Here is a 15,151-nt window from a genome sequence, read left to right on the forward strand (position 1 = left end):
TTCAGGGAGCCCAGATGGCTGCGCGTTCGGTAACCACCCTCCTTCTCTGCGCCACGGCGCTGTGCCCGCTCGCCGCAGTCGCCCAGGACGCGGCGCCGACCAAGGCCGCGGTGCACACATCCACCGCTCACAAGCGCGCCTCCGCATCGCACGCCCGCCACCGTGCGGCGATCGGCACCTCCGCCGCCTCGCCGGCCGCACCCCCGGCACGGCGCGCGGTCAGCCGCCCCTACCATCCGGCCGTCACCTCCGACACCATCGTCGTGCATGCGACCGCCGGCCACCACACGGCGGACGGCGTCACCGGGCTCGAGCCGGGCGGCGGCCTGATCAAGCCGCAATATGCGCCCAAATCGGTCAGCACGGTGTCGAACGACTATATCCAGAAGCAGTCGCCGGCGACATCGCCGTTCATGCTGGTGCAGCTCCTGCCGGGTGCGGTGGTGTCCGAGGTCGATCCCTGGGGCCTGTCGGGCGGCCAGATCGCGCTGCGCGGGCTGGATCAGACCGAGATGGCGTTCATCTGGGAAGGCATGCCGATCGCCGACGTGGGTGTCTACACCACCTACCCGTCGGAATTCGTCGATGGCGAGAACATGACCGAGCTGTCGCTCCAGCAGGGGTCGTCGAACATCGACACGCCGACCGTCAACGGCTCGGGCGGGCTGTTCACCTTCCATGATCGCGACCCGAGCGACAAGTTCGGCGGCCTCGCCGATGTCGGTATCGGCAACTACAACTACACGCGCGAATTCCTGCGTGTCGATACCGGCACGATCGGCAATACCGGCATCAAGGCCTTCATCTCGGGCTCCTACCAGCACGACGATGCCTGGCGCGGCCCTGGCGTCGACAACAAGACCCATATGGACTGGAAATTCGTCAAGGACTGGGGGGACGCCAACCGGGTGTCGCTGGTCGGTGCGTACCAGTATTCGGTGCAGAACTCCTACACCAACCCGACCCTGCAGACCTGGCATGATGTCGGCCGAAGCTACAACTGGGATTCGTACTATACCTACGGCGATGTGAACTTCTGGAAGCTCAACCGCAATCCCTACCATAATTTCGAGATGGCGGCGCCGTCGCACTTCAATCTCGGCCACGGGGTGAGCATCGATTTCACGCCCTATATGTGGCACGGCTACGGCAACGGCACGCTCGGATTGACGCAGTATTCAGGGCCGAACTATCTCGGCAACGAGCTCGTGGATGTGGAATTTCCGCACACCTCCGACGATGGCACCGCGCCGGCGATGCTGGCCTTCATCGACAAGCAGTATCGCAGCGGTTTCAACTCGACCGCCTCGTGGCAGACCGGACACAACCGCGCCTATGTCGGCTGGTGGTTCGATTATTCGAACGATCACGACTACAACACCTACTCGCCGGTCTCGGCCGCGGGTGAGCCGCCCAGCGTGTGGGGTGATGTGGACGTCATCCGGACCACCGACGGGCGCAAGTTCCTCGGTCAGGATTTCGACACCAAGACCACCATCCACACGCTCTATCTCGGCGACGCCTACAAGCTGCTGAACGACAAGCTGACGCTGGAGGCCGGCTTCAAGGAGGCGATCGTCAATCGCGACGGCACCAACTACCTGCCGGGCCCGCAATACAAGGCGGTGCTCAACGACAGCCAGCCGCTGCCGGCGGCCTCGGCGCATTACCAGTTCAACGAGCGTCACCAGATCTTCGCGAGTGTGTCGACGAACTTCCGCTCTCCGGTCAACACCACGCTGTATGACACCTATTCCTACATCGACGGATCGGCGCATCCCGGCGCGGTGGGGCTCAAGGACGAGTATTCGATCGCCGAGGAGCTGGGCTATCGCTACACCGGGCCGCTGATCGTCGGCTCGTTCAGCTATTTCCACTACAACTTCGTCAACCGTCAGATCAGCACGCCGGTGCCGGGCACCAACAATGCGGTGACCAACTCGATCAATGCCGGCGGCCAGACCTCGGACGGCTTCAACGTCGAGCTCGGCACGCGGCCGTTCTGGCATTTCCGCCCCTATGTCTCGGCGCAGTATCTGCACGCGACGATCGACAACAACATCCTCGTCGGCGACGACCTGCTGCCGACCGCCGGCAAGACCGCCGTGCGCAGCCCGAGCTTCGTGGGGGCGGCGGCGATCGACTGGGACAACGGGATGTTCTTCTGGAACCTCAATGTCCGTTACGTCAGCCACCAGTACTCGACGTTCACCAACGACGAGCGCATGCCGGGCTACTACGAGATGGGTGGTACGGTCGGCATGCGCTTGCACGATGTCGGCAAGATCAAGGCACCGACCGTGCAGGTGAACTTCGTCAACCTGACCGACAACAAGTTCCTCAGCGGCGTCAACGGCGTCACCACCAACGCGCTCGACACACGCGGCATCTACGGCACCACGATCTCGGGCAGTTCGCCGAACTACAATATCGGTGAAGGGTTCGGCGTGTTCGCCACGCTGAAGGCGGGATTCTGACGCACCTCAGACCGGCTCGAACAGGGGCTGGAGCCGCATCTGCGGCACCAGCACCAGCCCGCGATCGGTAATGCGGATCTCCGGGATCACCGAGAGCGGGATCAGGTTGAAGCCCATATAGGGGATGGTGCAGCCCGCACGGGTCCATTCGGCCTTCAGCGCCCGCGTCGCTTCCGCCACCTCGCCGACGCGGCGGTCCGACAGCAGGCCGGCGATGGGCAGGTCCACCATCGCCGTCACCTGCCCGCCGCGGACCACACAGACGCCGCCCTGTGCTTTCTCGATCGCAGCCAGCGCGATCTGCATGTCGGCCTCGTCGGTGCCGGCGACGATGATGTTGTGGCTGTCATGACCGACCGACGAGGCCACCGCACCGTCGCGTAGGCCGAAACCGTTGAGCAGGCCATGGGCGACGTTACCGGCGGATTTGCCGTGTCGCTCGATGACGGTGACGAAGCACAGATCGTGGGTGTCGAAATGCGTGCGCCAGTCGGGCGCGGGTTCGAGACGCAGCGTCACATGGCCGAGCATGATGCCCGGCAGTTCGGTGCGGATGGTATGCGCCGTCACCGCCGTGCCCGGCAGATCGGGTGTCAGTTGCAGCGAGGTCGGCAGACGCACTGTGTGATAGGCGGCATCGGGGTAGCGATAGCGTGCCGACAGTGCGGCATCGAGCACGGGCGTGATGCGTCGCTCCTCGACGACCAGTTCGCCGCCATACCAGGTGCAGCGCGGACGCAGATCGTCGTCGAGCAGCACCAGATCGGCACGCCGCCCGCCACCCAGCCCGCCGATCTCTCCCTCCATGCCGAAGCGGGTCGCACCATGCAGCGAGCCCATCGACCAGGCCTGCGCCGGGGTCATCCCGGCGCGGACCGCCTCGCGCACCACCCAGTCGAGACCGAAGTGCAGCAGATCGTCGGCGTCGCGATCGTCGGTGCACACCGCGATGCGCTTGGGCGAGGCGCCGAGCTCGGTGATGGTGCGGATCGCGTCGGGCAGCGAGTGCCACGGCGTGGTCGGCGGCCCGCCGCGCAGGAACAGCCACAACCCGGCTTCGAGCAGATCGTCGGCAATGTCGCGGTCGATCGCCTCATGGGTGTCGGTGATGCCGCTGGCGGCATAGGCGGCGACGAATTCACGACCATAGATATGGCCCGAGACCGGACGTCCACGCGACAGCGACGCGGCGAGGATCGCATGCGCGCGCTCGTCGCCCATCGTGACGGGCACGAAATCCATCTTCTCGCCCAGGGCGACCGCTTCGGGCCAGCGATCGAACAGGGCGGCGATCTTGTCCGCGGTGAGATCGCCGCCCGCCGTCTCCAGCGCGGCCGAGGTCGCCGGCACCGTGGAGGGCACGGTGAGGAAGATCGACAGCGGTGCGGCGCGCGCATCCTCGATCATCGCCTCGATGCCGGCGACATCCATCACGTTGCCGATCTCGTGGCTGTCGCAGAAGATCGTGGTGACCCCGTCGAGCAGCGCACCTTCGGCATAGGCGCAGGCGGTGACCATGCTGCTCTCGATATGGATGTGCGGATCGACCAGACCGGGGGCGATGATGCCGCCGCGCGCATCGTAGCGGGGGGCTGCGCCGCGATAGCGCCCCGCCGGCTGCACCGCGGCGATGCGGCCGCCGCTCAGCCACAGCTCGCGCTCCGGCAGGATGCGGTCAGAGTAGGTGGACAGCACCCGCGCGCCGGTGATGACCCCGTCGGGCTCGGCGCGGCCGGATGCCACCGCGGCGAGCTGCCGGGTCATCTGCGCAAGGGGACGGACGCTGAAACGGGTGAGGGTCGGCATCGGCGTCCGGGCTCCGGTGGGAGGGAAGAGCCTTCTTTTTCTGAAGAAAAAGAAGCAAAAAGACTTTTATCCGTCAGCGACCGTGCGTTCGGGCCCTCGCGGCCTCGGCACGCTGCTGACGGATAAAAGTTTTTTGGTTCTTTTTTTCAAAAAAGAACATCCCCCTGCGCCTTACAGGATGAAGCGCGACAGATCGCCCTTCTGCGCCAGCGGCGCGACGCGTTCGCGGACATAGGCCGCATCCACCATCACGCTGTCGCCGGGGCGGTCGGAGGCGGTGAAGCTGATGTCCTCGAGCAGTTTCTCCATCACGGTGGCGAGCCGGCGCGCGCCGATGTTCTCGACGCGGTCGTTGATGTCGGCGGCGAGGTCGGCGAGCGCGTCGATGCCGTCGGCGGTGAAGCCGAGGGCGACCTTTTCCGTCCCGAGCAGGGCTTCGTACTGCCGCACCAGGGAGTGCTCGGGCTCGGTGAGGATGCGGCGGAGGTCGTCGCGCGACAGCGGCGCGAGCTCGACGCGGATCGGCAGGCGGCCCTGCAGCTCGGGCAGCAGGTCGGCGGGCTTGGCGAGGTGGAAGGCGCCCGAGGCGATGAACAGGATGTGGTCGGTCTTCACCGGTCCGTGCTTGGTCGAGACCGTGGTGCCTTCGATCAGGGGCAGGAGATCGCGCTGCACGCCCTCGCGGGAGACGTCGCCGCCGCGAAAGCCCTCCGACGAGCGCGCACAGACCTTGTCGATCTCGTCGAGGAACACGATGCCGTTGTTCTCGGCATGGACGACCGCCTCACGGGCCAGGGCCTCGGTGTCGAGCAGGCGGTCGGCCTCCTCGCGTTCGAGCAGGGTGCGGGCGGCGGCGACGGTGAGGCGGCGGGGCTGGGCGGCGCGGTTGAACATGCCCTTCATCATCTCGCCGAGATTGATCGCCTGACCGGGCTGGAGACCGGGCATGTCCATCGACATCGCCGGCGCGGGGTCGGCCACCGCGATCTCGACCTCCTTGGCCTCGAGTTCGCCGTTGCGGAGCATCTGGCGGAACTTGCTCTTGGTGTCGGCACTCGCGGTGCGACCGACCAGCGCGTCGACAAGGCGTTCCTCGGCGGCGGAGGCGGCCTTCGCCTGCACCTCGCGACGTCTTGTGTCGCGCAGCATGTTGATGGACGCATCGACGAGGTCGCGGATGATGGAATCGACGTCGCGGCCGACATAGCCGACCTCGGTGAACTTGGTCGCCTCGACCTTGAGGAACGGCGCCTGGGCGAGTTTGGCCAGCCGGCGCGCGATCTCGGTCTTGCCACAGCCGGTGGGGCCGATCATCAGAATGTTCTTCGGCACCACCTCCTCGCGGATGCCTTCGGCGAGCTGGGCGCGGCGCCAGCGGTTGCGCAGCGCGATGGCGACCGCACGCTTGGCGTCGGGCTGGCCGACGATGAAGCGGTCGAGCTCGGAGACGATCTCGCGGGGGGTGAAGGTGGGGGTGTCCATCATGCGGGCTCCGTCGCGCTAAGGGTTTCGACGATGACGGAGGCGTTGGTGTAGACGCAGATCTCGCCGGCGATGCGCATCGCACGCCGCGCGATGTCCTCGGCGGTCAGCCCGTCGATGTCGAGCAGGGCGCGGGCGGCGGAGAGTGCGTAATTGCCACCCGAGCCGATGGCGATGACCCCGTCCTCGGGTTCGAGCACGTCGCCGTTGCCGGTCAGCGTGAAGGAACGGGTGGTGTCGGCGACCGCCATCATCGCCTCGAGGCGCCGCAGGTAGCGGTCGGTGCGCCAGTCCTTGGCGAGCTCGACACAGGCGCGCTCGAGCTGGTTGGGGTAGCGTTCGAGCTTGGCTTCGAGCCGTTCGAGCAGGGTGAAGGCATCCGCCGTGGCACCGGCGAAGCCGGCGAGGATCGTGCCGCCGGGGCCGATGCGGCGCACCTTGCGGGCATTGCCCTTGATGACGGTCTGGCCGAGCGTCACCTGGCCGTCGCCGGCCATGGCGACGGAGTCGCCGCGCCGGACGCACAGGATGGTGGTGCCATGCCAGCCGATGGGGTCGTGGGGGGAGGACGAGGACTGCATGGGTGACGAGATAAGCGATCACGCGACAAGCGCAAGCCATGCGGGGGCGGTGTGGCTGGTGGCGGCGCTGTGTCTGGCGGTGCTGACCTGCCAGCTCAACGCGACGATGGTCGGGCCGGTGCTGCCGGATGTGGCACGGGGGCTGGGGGTGTCGATCGGGGCGGCGTCGTGGGTGCAGTCGCTGTTCTTCCTGGCCGGAGCGGTGGCGGCGATCCTGCTCGGGCGGCTGAGCGACCTTCATGGCGGGCGGGGCATCCTGCTCGGCGTGCTGGCGGCCCAGGTGGCGGGCGCGGCGCTGTCGGCGGCCGCACCCTCGCTGGCGGTGATGCTGGGCGGGCGGCTGCTGGCGGCGACGACCGGAGTGACCTATCCGATCGCCTTCGTGCTGATCGGCCGCGCGCTGCCGGCGGCGTGGTTCGGGCCGACGCTGGGGCTGATCACCGCGCTCAACGGCGGGGCTGCGGCACTCGACGGCTATGTGGCCGGGCTGCTGGATGCGGAGTTCGGGTTCCGCTCGGTGTTCGTGGCCCTGGGACTGTTCGGTGTGATCGCGCTGGCGGCGATGTGGCGGGCGGTGCCCCCTGCCCCGGCGGCATCGCGCGTCGCCGGTCGCATGGACTGGGCGGGCGGGCTGGCGCTGAGCGGGGCGCTGATCGCGGCGAGCCTCGCGCTGGGCAACGTGTCGTCGCGGATCGGGCTGGCGTGGCTGGGGCTCGCCTGCGTGGGCGTGGGGCTGTTCGTATGGGCGGAGCGACGCGCGCCCACGCCGCTGATCGCGCTGCCGCAGCTCGGCTCGCGCCGGGTCTGGCCGGTGCTGCTGAGCACATTGCTGGCCACCGGGGCGGGGTTCGCGGCGCAGAACTTCATCCTGCCGCTGCTGGCTCAGGACCGCAGCACCGGCTTCTCGCTCGATGCGGCGCACGCGGCCCTGTGGCTGATCACGCCGGCGGATCTGATCGGGCTGCTGCTCGCACCAGCTTGTGGCTGGCTGGCGGGGCGCGGGCGCGGCGTGGATGGATGGCTGCGGCTGCTGCGGGCGGGGCTGGCGAGCAGCCTGGTGCTGCTGGTCGCGCTGGCCTGGCGGCCGGGCGACGAGTTGCTGGTGCTGGCCGCGGCCCTGCTGTTCGGCATCACCTATAACGGTGCGACGCTGACCACGCTGAACGGGCTGGGGGTGAAGCTGTCGCCGCCGGAGGCGCCGTCGATCCTGCCCGCACTCAATGGCGCGGCATTCGGGCTCGGCGCGGGCCTGGGCACCACGCTGGCCGCGCCCTTCGTGTCGTCGGGTCGCTACGGAGCTTCGTTCGCCGTCGCGGCGGGGCTGGTGGCGGCCGCGCTGGTCATGTCATGGGCGATCGCCCGACGGGCCGGCGAACCCGGCGTGCAGGGCAACGTTTGAGGTCATGGGCAACCTTACGGTGATGCACGGATGCATGGAATCGATCTGCTGGTCACGGTTGGGGTGCGCTACCTGCTGGTGATGCTGTTCTTTCCGTTCAGCGCGCTCGACAAAATCCTTAATTTCGGCGGCGCCGTCGGCCAGGCGCAGGAAATGTTCCGCAACCGCGCACTGGCCACCTTCGTGCTGATGGGCGGGCTGTTCATCGAGATCGTGATGCCGCTTTGCATCCTCACCGGGGAAGCGGACCGGCTCGCCGCCCTGGTGATGGCCGGCTATTGCATGGCGACCGCGTTGCTGTGGAAGCGGTTCTGGGCGACGGGGGATTTCTGGGCGGGCGGCGACAGTCGCGGCCGCGGATTGTTCTGGGATTTCCTGAAGAACTTCTCGCTCGCCGGCGGCTTCCTGATGCTCACCTTCGGCACGATGACGCTGGGCAGCCTGATCGCCGACCCGTTCTCGTCGACGCACCCCTACACCGCGCCCTCCGTGCCGTCTCCTTCGCCTTGAGGACGATGCCATGACCGAGCCAGGTCCGAAGCCGACCATCCCCTACAAGCATCTCTATGTGGATGCGGACGGGATCAGCCATTTCGCCGATGCGGCACTGACGGAGTTCGAGTTCAAGTCGCTCACCAGCTCCGAGCAATGGCTCGGCTACAAGCATGAAAGTCGGATGGTGGTGCAGTTCGCGGTGCTGCCGCCCGGATGGGTGGCGGACTGGCACGAGAACCCCAAGCCGCAATGGATCATCCCGCTGTCGGGTGCATGGTATGTCGAGGCGATGGACGGCACGCGGCACGAGTTCGGGCCGGGCGCATTCCATTTCGGCGAGGACCAGAACTGCCGCACCGTCGACGGGCGCACCGGGCATCTGTCGGGCACGGTGGGCGACACCCCCTGCGTGCAGATGATCGTGCAATACGAGGAGCAGCCGACCGTCGATGAACCGGGACGGTTTCGCTGAGATGGGGCTGCCTGATTTCTACGAGGTGATCGAACCGGAATTCGCCTCCTTCGTGCTGCCGAATGCGACGATCGAGACGCTGGGCACCGGGTTCCGCTGGCTCGAAGGCCCGGTCTGGATGGCGGACTGGAACTGTCTGCTGTTCAACGACATTCCCAACGACCGCACGATGCGCTGGAGCAAGGCGGACGGTGTATCCGTCTGGCGGGCGCCGTCGAAGTACGCCAACGGGCAATATCGCGACACCGGCGGGCGGCTGATCTCGTGCTCGCATCGTGGGCGGTGTGTGTATCGCACCGAGTATGACGGGCAGGTCACCACGCTGGTCGACAGCCATCGCGGCAAGCGGCTGAACGCGCCGAACGATGTGGTTGTGAAGTCGGACGGCACGATCTGGTTCTCCGATCCGCTCTACGGAATCCTCAATGATTTCGAAGGCGGCCGTCAGACGAGCGAGCAGAAGCCGGCGCTGTATCGCTTCGATCCGACGAGCGGCGAGTTGCGCGTGATGGCCGACGATTTCGACGGGCCGAACGGCCTCGCCTTCTCGCCCGACGAACGCAGGCTGTATGTTGCCGAGACCGGCGACCAGTCGCAGGCCGAGCCGCGGCAGTATATCCGCGTGTTCGATGTCGAGGACGGCGGCAGACGGCTTTCGGGCGGCGACATCTTCCACAAGGTCTCGCCAGGCATGGCGGACGGCTTCCGCGTCGATGAGGGCGGCTATCTCTGGAGCAGTGCGGCGGACGGGGTGCACTGCATCTCGCCCGCCGGCACGCTGATCGGCAAGATTAGGCTGCCGGCGACGGTCTCGAACCTGTGCTTCGGCGATCGTTTCCATGCGCGTCTGTTCATCTGCGCATCGCACACGCTGTATGCGATCTATCTCAACCGGCGCGGGGCGCAGCGTCCATGAGCGGCGGCTCGATCCGTCGCGTGGTGCTGAGCTGTCTCGATCCCGAGGGGCTGGCGCCGTTTTACGCCGCGCTGGGCTTCGTCGCCGGGCTGCCAACCGAGGTGGACGCGGTGCGCTACGGCGTGCCGGGGCGAGCGCATGTGATCCGCCTGGCCCTCGGCGAGCAGCGCATCGAGCTGATCCGCTTCGCCGAGCCGGGCGCGCCGATCGAACGCGATTCGCGCGCCGACGATGACGATTTCCAGCATCTCGCCCTGGTCACCAACGACATGGCGGCGGCGCATGGGCGGCTGGTGGCGGAGTCGGGCTGGCAAACGATTTCCACCGACGGACCGGTGGTACTCCCTGCGTCGAGCGGTTCGGTGACAGCGTTCAAGTTCCGCGATCCGGAGGGGCATCCGCTGGAACTGCTGCAATTTCCCGATCCGCCGCCGGCCTGGCGCGGGCGCCGCGGCGGCCCGCTGCTGGGGATCGACCATTCCGCGATCGCGGTGGCGGACACGCAGGCCAGCGAGAGGTTCTATGCCGGCCTGGGTTTCTCGCGGGCCGGCGGCTCGCTCAACGAAGGCCCCGAGCAGGACCGGCTCGACGGGCTCGATGGGGTGCGCGCCGAGGTGACGTCGCTCGCGCGCGATGCCGCAGCACTGCCGATGCATCTGGAACTGCTGTGCTACCGCGCTCCGAAAGGGCGCGCCGTGGCCCATGGCGAGACCGACATCGCCGCGACGCGGCTGGTCCTCGCCGAGGACAGCGAGGCCGTGCATCAGGTCACCGACCCGGACGGACACCGGCTGATCGTCAGGGCGGCGTAAGAGCTGCCAAGGCGCAGACCGCGTCGCCGAGCGCGACAAGCTCGTCCGCCGAACCCGTAAGGCAGGACGAGACCAGCGCGCGTGCCTCCGGCCATGGCTCGGGGCAGCGGTCGAGCAGTTCCTCTGCCAGGATCGCCCAGGCGCGCAGATCGGGCACGGCCCAGACGGGATCGTGAGGCAGTGCACTGGCGGCACCGAGATCGCCGAGCCGCGCGCCGGACCCTTGCGGATCATACAGAATGTTGTGGGCGTAGAGGTCGCCATGCGCATAGCCCGCACGATGCAGCGCGGCGGCACCGCGGCCCACCCTGGTCGCGATCGACGCCATCTGTGCGAGGGTGAAGCGACGATCGGGCGGATAGACGTCGCGCGTGCAGCTCGACGGGCTCGGCGGCCCGCCAAGCACCCGCCAGTGCGGTGCCACCCGGGGCATCAGCAGGCCGGGACGCTGCCGTGGATGCCCGGCGAGACCGGCCAGGCCGCCGATCAGCCCGTCCGCGTCGCCCACTGCCAGGGCGGCGTCGATCTCGCGCTGCGTCAGCCCGTCGCTGCTGACATGGCCCTTGAACAGCTTGAGCACCACCGGCCCGGCCGGCTCGCCCCGCGGCCAGTCGACCTCGTGCACCTCGCCCGACGACCCCTCCCCCAGGCGTGGACCGAGCACGAGGTCGGTCCAGCGGACCGTACGCGGCTGGCAGGCCTGCACCGACACGCTTTCGGCCGGATTGCCGCCCCAGGCGAGCCAGGCGAGGCGCGGCAGGCGGGGCAGCCAGCCGGGCAGGCTGTCGAACGCGTTGGCCGAGATGCGCACCAGTTCGAGGCCGGCCGCCGCGGCCATCGCCTCGGGCAGCGTGCGCAGGCGGTTGCCGGCGAGCAGCAGCTTGCGCAGATCCCCGCGCTCGCCGAGGGAAGCGGGCAGCTCGGTGAGGGCGTTGTCGGTCAGCGTCAGCCAGCGCAGTGCAGGGGGCAGCGCGGCCGGCGGCAGATGGGTCATCCCGCAGCCCCGAAAACCGATCTGCGACAGGGCGGGGCAGGCGCCGAGCACCTCCGGCAGGGCGGCGAACGGGTTGGCCGAGCCGAACAGCACGCGCAGTTCGGTGAACTCCGACAGCCAGTGCGGCAGCGCGGTCAGCCGGTTGCCGGCCAGATCCAGCACACGCAGGCTGCCCGACAGGGCCCGCAGCGAATCGGGCAGCGCGGTCAGGCCGCATCCGGCGAGGCTGAGCGTGATCGCGCCCGCATGGTCGCCGCGGTCAAGGGCTGAAATCGGATCGGAATCGGTCAGGGTCACGCGACCGAGCATAGGGTGGATTGCAGCCGGCGCCGACCCCGCCGACACTCGCCCCCTTCCCTCACCGGATCGGTTGATACGACGGCATGAAAGCTCTTCTCCTGGCCACCGCGCTGGCCTTCCCGGTCATGGCCGAGGCGCGACCGCTGGTGCTGTTCCACGAGCTGGCGGTTTCGCCCGACGGCAGCCGGATCGCCTCGGTGGAGACGCAGGACGTGCCGGTGGACGGCCGGCCGCCGGCGCGGCTGCTGATCCGCGATCTCGCCGGCCATGCCGCTTCGGTCACGCCGGACTGCGCGGGCGCGGCGCGCTGCCAGCCAGGCTCGCCGAGCTGGAACGCGAAGGGCGACACGCTCGCCTTCCTGGTCGATGAAGGCGGCCATACGGCGATCGAGACGGTGGGCGCGGGTGGCGGGGTGGCGAAGACGCTGCTGACGTTCCCCGGCCCGCTGGACACGCTGCGCTATGGGCGCGGCGACCGGCTGAGCGTGCTGGCGACGGCGGATGCGACCAAGGAGGTCGGCCGCGCCGAGGCGGGCGCGCCGATCGAGGGCGAGGTGCAGACGCGGTTCGACGAGCAGCGAATCGCGGTGGTCGAGAACGCCAGGCTGCGCTTCGTCTCGCCGCCCGATCTGTATGTGTATGAGTATGCCGAGCGCCCGGATGGCAGCTTCGTCGGCACCGCCGCCCATGGCGACGGCGATTCGAACTGGTGGGTGGCCGGGCTGTACGGGTTCGGCGCCGACGGGTCGGCCAGGCTGCTGTTCCAGCCGGGCCCGCGCGAGCAGCTCGCCTCCCCGGTGGTCTCGCCCGACGGGCGTGCGGTAGCGTTCGTGGGCGGCTGGATGAGCGATTTCGGCTCGACGGGCGGCGATGCCTGGCGGCTCGACCTTGCGCCGGGTGCGACACCGGTGAACCTCACCCCCGGCCTGCCGGCGACGGTCACCGGGCTGGACTGGGACTGCGGCGCGAGCCTGGTGGCGAGCGAACTGGCCGGCCCCGACAGCGTGCTCACCACGCTGGACGCGTCGCCGCGCGTGCTGCGGCGCGACCCGATGATGCTGACCGCCCTGTCCTGCCGGGCGGGCCACGCGGCGGCGATCACGCAGGATTTCACCCACCCGCCCGAGCTGCTGGCCGGCCCGGTCGATGGGCTGCGGGCGATCACCCACGTCAATGACGCAGCACTCGCCGCCCCCGGCCAGGCACGCTCTCTGAGCTGGCGGGTGGACGGGCATGCCGTGCAGGGCTGGCTGTTCACCCCGCCCGGCGCGGGGCAGGCGAAGCGGCCGCTGATCGTCGACGTGCATGGCGGCCCCGAAGCCGCGGCGCGGCCGCGCTTCGCAACACAGGGCAGCGAGATCCGCGCCTTCCTCGCCCAGGGCTGGGACGTGATCGAGCCGAACTATCGCGGCAGTTTCGGCGCCGGCGAGGCGTTCGCCTCGGCCTCGATCGGCGATCTCGGCGGGGGCGACTGGCGCGACACGCTGGCCAGCATCGATGCCGCGAAGGCCGCGACCCCGATCGACGAGACGCGGCTGGCGATCACCGGCGGCTCCTATGGCGGCTACATGGCGATGTGGGCGGTCTCGCAGACCCACCGCTTCCGTGCGGCGATGGCCGATGCGGGGGTGTCGGACTGGCTGTCGATCGAGGGCGAGGCCCCGCAGGCGGGCTCCGACCAGGTCAATTTCGGCGGCTCGGTGTATGACAACGCCGAACCCTACCTCCGCGCCTCGCCGATCATGCACATCAAGGGTGCCACCACCCCCACCCTGATCATCGTCGGCGACCGCGACCTCGAATGCCCGATGCCGCAGAGCCTGGAGTTCCACACCGCGCTGGTCGCCCTTGGCGTGCCGGACAGCTTCGTCGTCTACCGCGACGAAGGCCACGCCTTCTCGCGCGAGGCGGATCGACGCGACCGGCGGGCACGGACGATCGCGTGGTTCCGTAAGTGGTTCGCGGCCGACGCTCGGAAGATGCGCGGGCGCTGAGCTTCGCGCACAATCGCGAGATCTGATTGTTATCTGGCGGGCTGTGCGGGATCCGGATGAGTACTATACCTACTCCATAGCCCTCTAAGGCCCTCTATACCCCTCCTAAATAGGGATGTCTGCTTTCGCGTCTTAAGATCGGGCGTTCAAATGCTGATGGCCACTTGCCAAAAGCAGACATCGCGTGGGTCCATCCCGATCGTCGTCAGGCATGACCTTCTTGACAGTGTAAGGAAATTTCCTTACATAGACCGGGGATCAAATTTGGAGCCTGATCATGGGCGCGCTGCTGAAAGAAGAAAGCACCATCACCGCCAAGGGCCAGACGACCGTTCCCAAGAGCGTCCGGCAGGCTTTGGGCGTGGATTACGGCGGGCGCATCGCCTTCTTCGTGGACGATCAGCGCCGGGTCTATGTCGAGAAGGCGACGGAAGAGGCGAGCGATCCGGTCGTGGATCGCTTCCTCGAATTTCTGGCGCAGGACATGCGCAAGCATCCCGGCACGTCAATCGCCGCGTTGCCCGCCAGCCTGCGCGATCGTGCGGCGGCGCTTGTCGGGGACATGGACGTTGACCTTGATGCCGAGATTGACGGGGATGTATCGCTCTAGCCATGCTGACGATCAATGGCTGGACCATTTTCGCGCATCCCCTCTTTCTCGATCAATTGGAAAAGCTGACGGATGCCGTTGAGGCGTTGAAGACCAGGAAGCCCGACGAATATCAGAGGAACGCGAGCACGAAGCTCTTGGCCGCTTTGAACAAGTTGGTGTTCCAGACAGTCCCCGCCGATCCGTCCGCAACCATCTATCGGCAAGGTTCCACGCTTGGCGAGACGCACAAGCACTGGTTCCGGGCGAAGTTCGGCAATGGCCGGTTCCGTCTGTTCTTCCGCTATGACTCGACCGCGAAAGTCATCATCTTCGCCTGGGTGAATGATGAAACGACTTTGCGGACCTATGGTGCCAGGACCGACGCCTACAAGGTTTTCAAAGGGATGCTGGAAGACGGCAATCCGCCTGACGATTGGGCTGCGCTTTGTAAGGCGGCGTCCGATCAGGCCGCAGTTGACCGGCTGGAAAAAGCCTCTCCCTCGAATTCATGACGAATGCTGTTGAACGTCACAGGATAGGGCGCTGCCCTCCGAGCCATGCTTTCGGCTGCGTCGGAACCGCGCCAAGGCGCGATTCTGTCATTCAGCTCGCCCGGGCGGCGCTCGACCTTGCGCGGTAGTTAGGCTCCAGATCCTACCGGATTACTGCTGGCAAGCCCCTCAGTGCTGGTGGAGGTAGTGGCTCTAGAGGGTGTGACGTGACCCCCTGAAACTCCGCCACGGATGGCTAGAGTCCGGACCCAACGGGGGACGGATGGATGAAGAAGTCACGGTTCACAGAAGAGCAGATCATCGCGATCCTGCGGGAGCA

13 protein-coding genes are annotated in these 15,151 nt (G+C 67.7%); 9 read left to right on the forward strand and 4 right to left on the reverse strand.

Translation table 11 applies throughout. The features are described 5' to 3' along the window. Window positions 1–14 precede the first annotated feature (14 nt). Window positions 15–2,477 carry a TonB-dependent receptor gene (locus FHR90_RS11195; protein ID WP_183275260.1) on the forward strand — a complete coding sequence of 821 codons (2,463 nt, stop codon included), beginning with the start codon at window positions 15–17 and terminating at the stop codon, window positions 2,475–2,477. A gap of 6 nt (window positions 2,478–2,483) precedes the next feature. Here the strand turns inward: FHR90_RS11195 and FHR90_RS11200 are convergent, their stop codons facing one another. The 3 genes from FHR90_RS11200 to hslV all read right to left on the reverse strand — a co-directional run bounded on the left by FHR90_RS11200 (window position 2,484) and on the right by hslV (window position 6,346). Then, window positions 2,484–4,283: an adenine deaminase C-terminal domain-containing protein gene (locus FHR90_RS11200; RefSeq protein ID WP_176623850.1), complete on the reverse strand. Its 1,800-nt coding sequence runs from the start codon at window positions 4,281–4,283 to the stop codon at window positions 2,484–2,486. A gap of 171 nt (window positions 4,284–4,454) precedes the next feature. Then, on the reverse strand, window positions 4,455–5,765 hold the full coding sequence (gene hslU, locus FHR90_RS11205) for an ATP-dependent protease ATPase subunit HslU (protein WP_176623856.1): 1,311 nt from the start codon (window positions 5,763–5,765) through the stop codon (window positions 4,455–4,457). After that, window positions 5,765–6,346 carry an ATP-dependent protease subunit HslV gene (gene hslV, locus FHR90_RS11210; RefSeq protein ID WP_218062031.1) on the reverse strand — a complete coding sequence of 194 codons (582 nt, stop codon included), beginning with the start codon at window positions 6,344–6,346 and terminating at the stop codon, window positions 5,765–5,767. The genes hslU and hslV overlap by 1 nt, the downstream gene beginning before the upstream one ends. Between hslV and FHR90_RS11215 the strand changes: the two genes are divergently transcribed. Genes FHR90_RS11215 through FHR90_RS11235 form a run of 5 tightly spaced genes read left to right on the forward strand, consistent with a single transcriptional unit; the run spans window position 6,345 to window position 10,440 of the window. Continuing rightward, entirely contained in the window at window positions 6,345–7,745 is a 1,401-nt protein-coding gene (locus tag FHR90_RS11215; RefSeq protein ID WP_183275261.1) for an MFS transporter, read from the forward strand. The two genes, hslV and FHR90_RS11215, sit on opposite strands and share 2 nt — an antisense overlap. A gap of 30 nt (window positions 7,746–7,775) precedes the next feature. Beyond that, window positions 7,776–8,255, forward strand: a complete 480-nt coding sequence (locus FHR90_RS11220) for a DoxX family membrane protein (protein ID WP_176625264.1) — start codon at window positions 7,776–7,778, stop codon at window positions 8,253–8,255. A gap of 10 nt (window positions 8,256–8,265) precedes the next feature. Then, window positions 8,266–8,712, forward strand: coding sequence for a cupin domain-containing protein (locus FHR90_RS11225; RefSeq protein WP_176625266.1), 447 nt, complete (start codon window positions 8,266–8,268; stop codon window positions 8,710–8,712). Between the two features lies 1 nt (window position 8,713). Further along, window positions 8,714–9,628 (forward strand): SMP-30/gluconolactonase/LRE family protein, encoded by a 915-nt coding sequence (locus FHR90_RS11230; protein ID WP_176625268.1) that lies wholly within the window; start codon window positions 8,714–8,716, stop codon window positions 9,626–9,628. Then, window positions 9,625–10,440, forward strand: coding sequence for a VOC family protein (locus FHR90_RS11235; protein WP_176625270.1), 816 nt, complete (start codon window positions 9,625–9,627; stop codon window positions 10,438–10,440). The genes FHR90_RS11230 and FHR90_RS11235 overlap by 4 nt, the downstream gene beginning before the upstream one ends. On the opposite strand, the gene FHR90_RS11240 is transcribed toward FHR90_RS11235, so the two are convergent. Continuing rightward, entirely contained in the window at window positions 10,427–11,731 is a 1,305-nt protein-coding gene (locus tag FHR90_RS11240; RefSeq protein ID WP_221188258.1) for a lipopolysaccharide kinase InaA family protein, read from the reverse strand. The genes FHR90_RS11235 and FHR90_RS11240 overlap by 14 nt on opposite strands. An 86-nt stretch (window positions 11,732–11,817) precedes the next feature. On the opposite strand from FHR90_RS11240, the gene FHR90_RS11245 reads away from it, so the two are divergent. From FHR90_RS11245 to FHR90_RS11255, 3 genes are all read left to right on the forward strand, one after another. Continuing rightward, window positions 11,818–13,728 carry a S9 family peptidase gene (locus tag FHR90_RS11245; protein WP_183275263.1) on the forward strand — a complete coding sequence of 637 codons (1,911 nt, stop codon included), beginning with the start codon at window positions 11,818–11,820 and terminating at the stop codon, window positions 13,726–13,728. A 277-nt stretch (window positions 13,729–14,005) separates the two neighbouring features. Further along, window positions 14,006–14,338 carry a type II toxin-antitoxin system PrlF family antitoxin gene (locus tag FHR90_RS11250; RefSeq protein ID WP_176626002.1) on the forward strand — a complete coding sequence of 111 codons (333 nt, stop codon included), beginning with the start codon at window positions 14,006–14,008 and terminating at the stop codon, window positions 14,336–14,338. A 2-nt stretch (window positions 14,339–14,340) separates the two neighbouring features. Further along, a complete protein-coding gene (locus FHR90_RS11255) occupies window positions 14,341–14,832 on the forward strand; it encodes a type II toxin-antitoxin system YhaV family toxin (protein WP_176626005.1) in 492 nt (163 codons plus the stop codon). The last annotated feature ends 319 nt before the right edge of the window (window positions 14,833–15,151 follow it).

It is taken from the genome of Endobacter medicaginis, assembly GCF_014192375.1.
GTDB classification, from domain to species: Bacteria; Pseudomonadota; Alphaproteobacteria; order Acetobacterales; family Acetobacteraceae; genus Endobacter; species Endobacter medicaginis.

What these genes read in the sequence shown, in the direction of transcription:
- FHR90_RS11195 (WP_183275260.1), top strand. Translation starts at nt 15, where the DNA reads ATGGCTGCGCGTTCGGTAACCACCCTCCTTCTCTGCGCCACGGCGCTG.
- FHR90_RS11200 (WP_176623850.1), bottom strand. Translation starts at nt 4,283, where the DNA reads ATGCCGACCCTCACCCGTTTCAGCGTCCGTCCCCTTGCGCAGATGACC.
- hslU (WP_176623856.1), bottom strand. Translation starts at nt 5,765, where the DNA reads ATGGACACCCCCACCTTCACCCCCCGCGAGATCGTCTCCGAGCTCGAC.
- FHR90_RS11215 (WP_183275261.1), top strand. Translation starts at nt 6,345, where the DNA reads ATGGGTGACGAGATAAGCGATCACGCGACAAGCGCAAGCCATGCGGGG.
- hslV (WP_218062031.1), bottom strand. Translation starts at nt 6,346, where the DNA reads ATGCAGTCCTCGTCCTCCCCCCACGACCCCATCGGCTGGCATGGCACC.
- FHR90_RS11220 (WP_176625264.1), top strand. Translation starts at nt 7,776, where the DNA reads ATGCATGGAATCGATCTGCTGGTCACGGTTGGGGTGCGCTACCTGCTG.
- FHR90_RS11225 (WP_176625266.1), top strand. Translation starts at nt 8,266, where the DNA reads ATGACCGAGCCAGGTCCGAAGCCGACCATCCCCTACAAGCATCTCTAT.
- FHR90_RS11230 (WP_176625268.1), top strand. Translation starts at nt 8,714, where the DNA reads ATGGGGCTGCCTGATTTCTACGAGGTGATCGAACCGGAATTCGCCTCC.
- FHR90_RS11235 (WP_176625270.1), top strand. Translation starts at nt 9,625, where the DNA reads ATGAGCGGCGGCTCGATCCGTCGCGTGGTGCTGAGCTGTCTCGATCCC.
- FHR90_RS11245 (WP_183275263.1), top strand. Translation starts at nt 11,818, where the DNA reads ATGAAAGCTCTTCTCCTGGCCACCGCGCTGGCCTTCCCGGTCATGGCC.
- FHR90_RS11250 (WP_176626002.1), top strand. Translation starts at nt 14,006, where the DNA reads ATGGGCGCGCTGCTGAAAGAAGAAAGCACCATCACCGCCAAGGGCCAG.
- FHR90_RS11255 (WP_176626005.1), top strand. Translation starts at nt 14,341, where the DNA reads ATGCTGACGATCAATGGCTGGACCATTTTCGCGCATCCCCTCTTTCTC.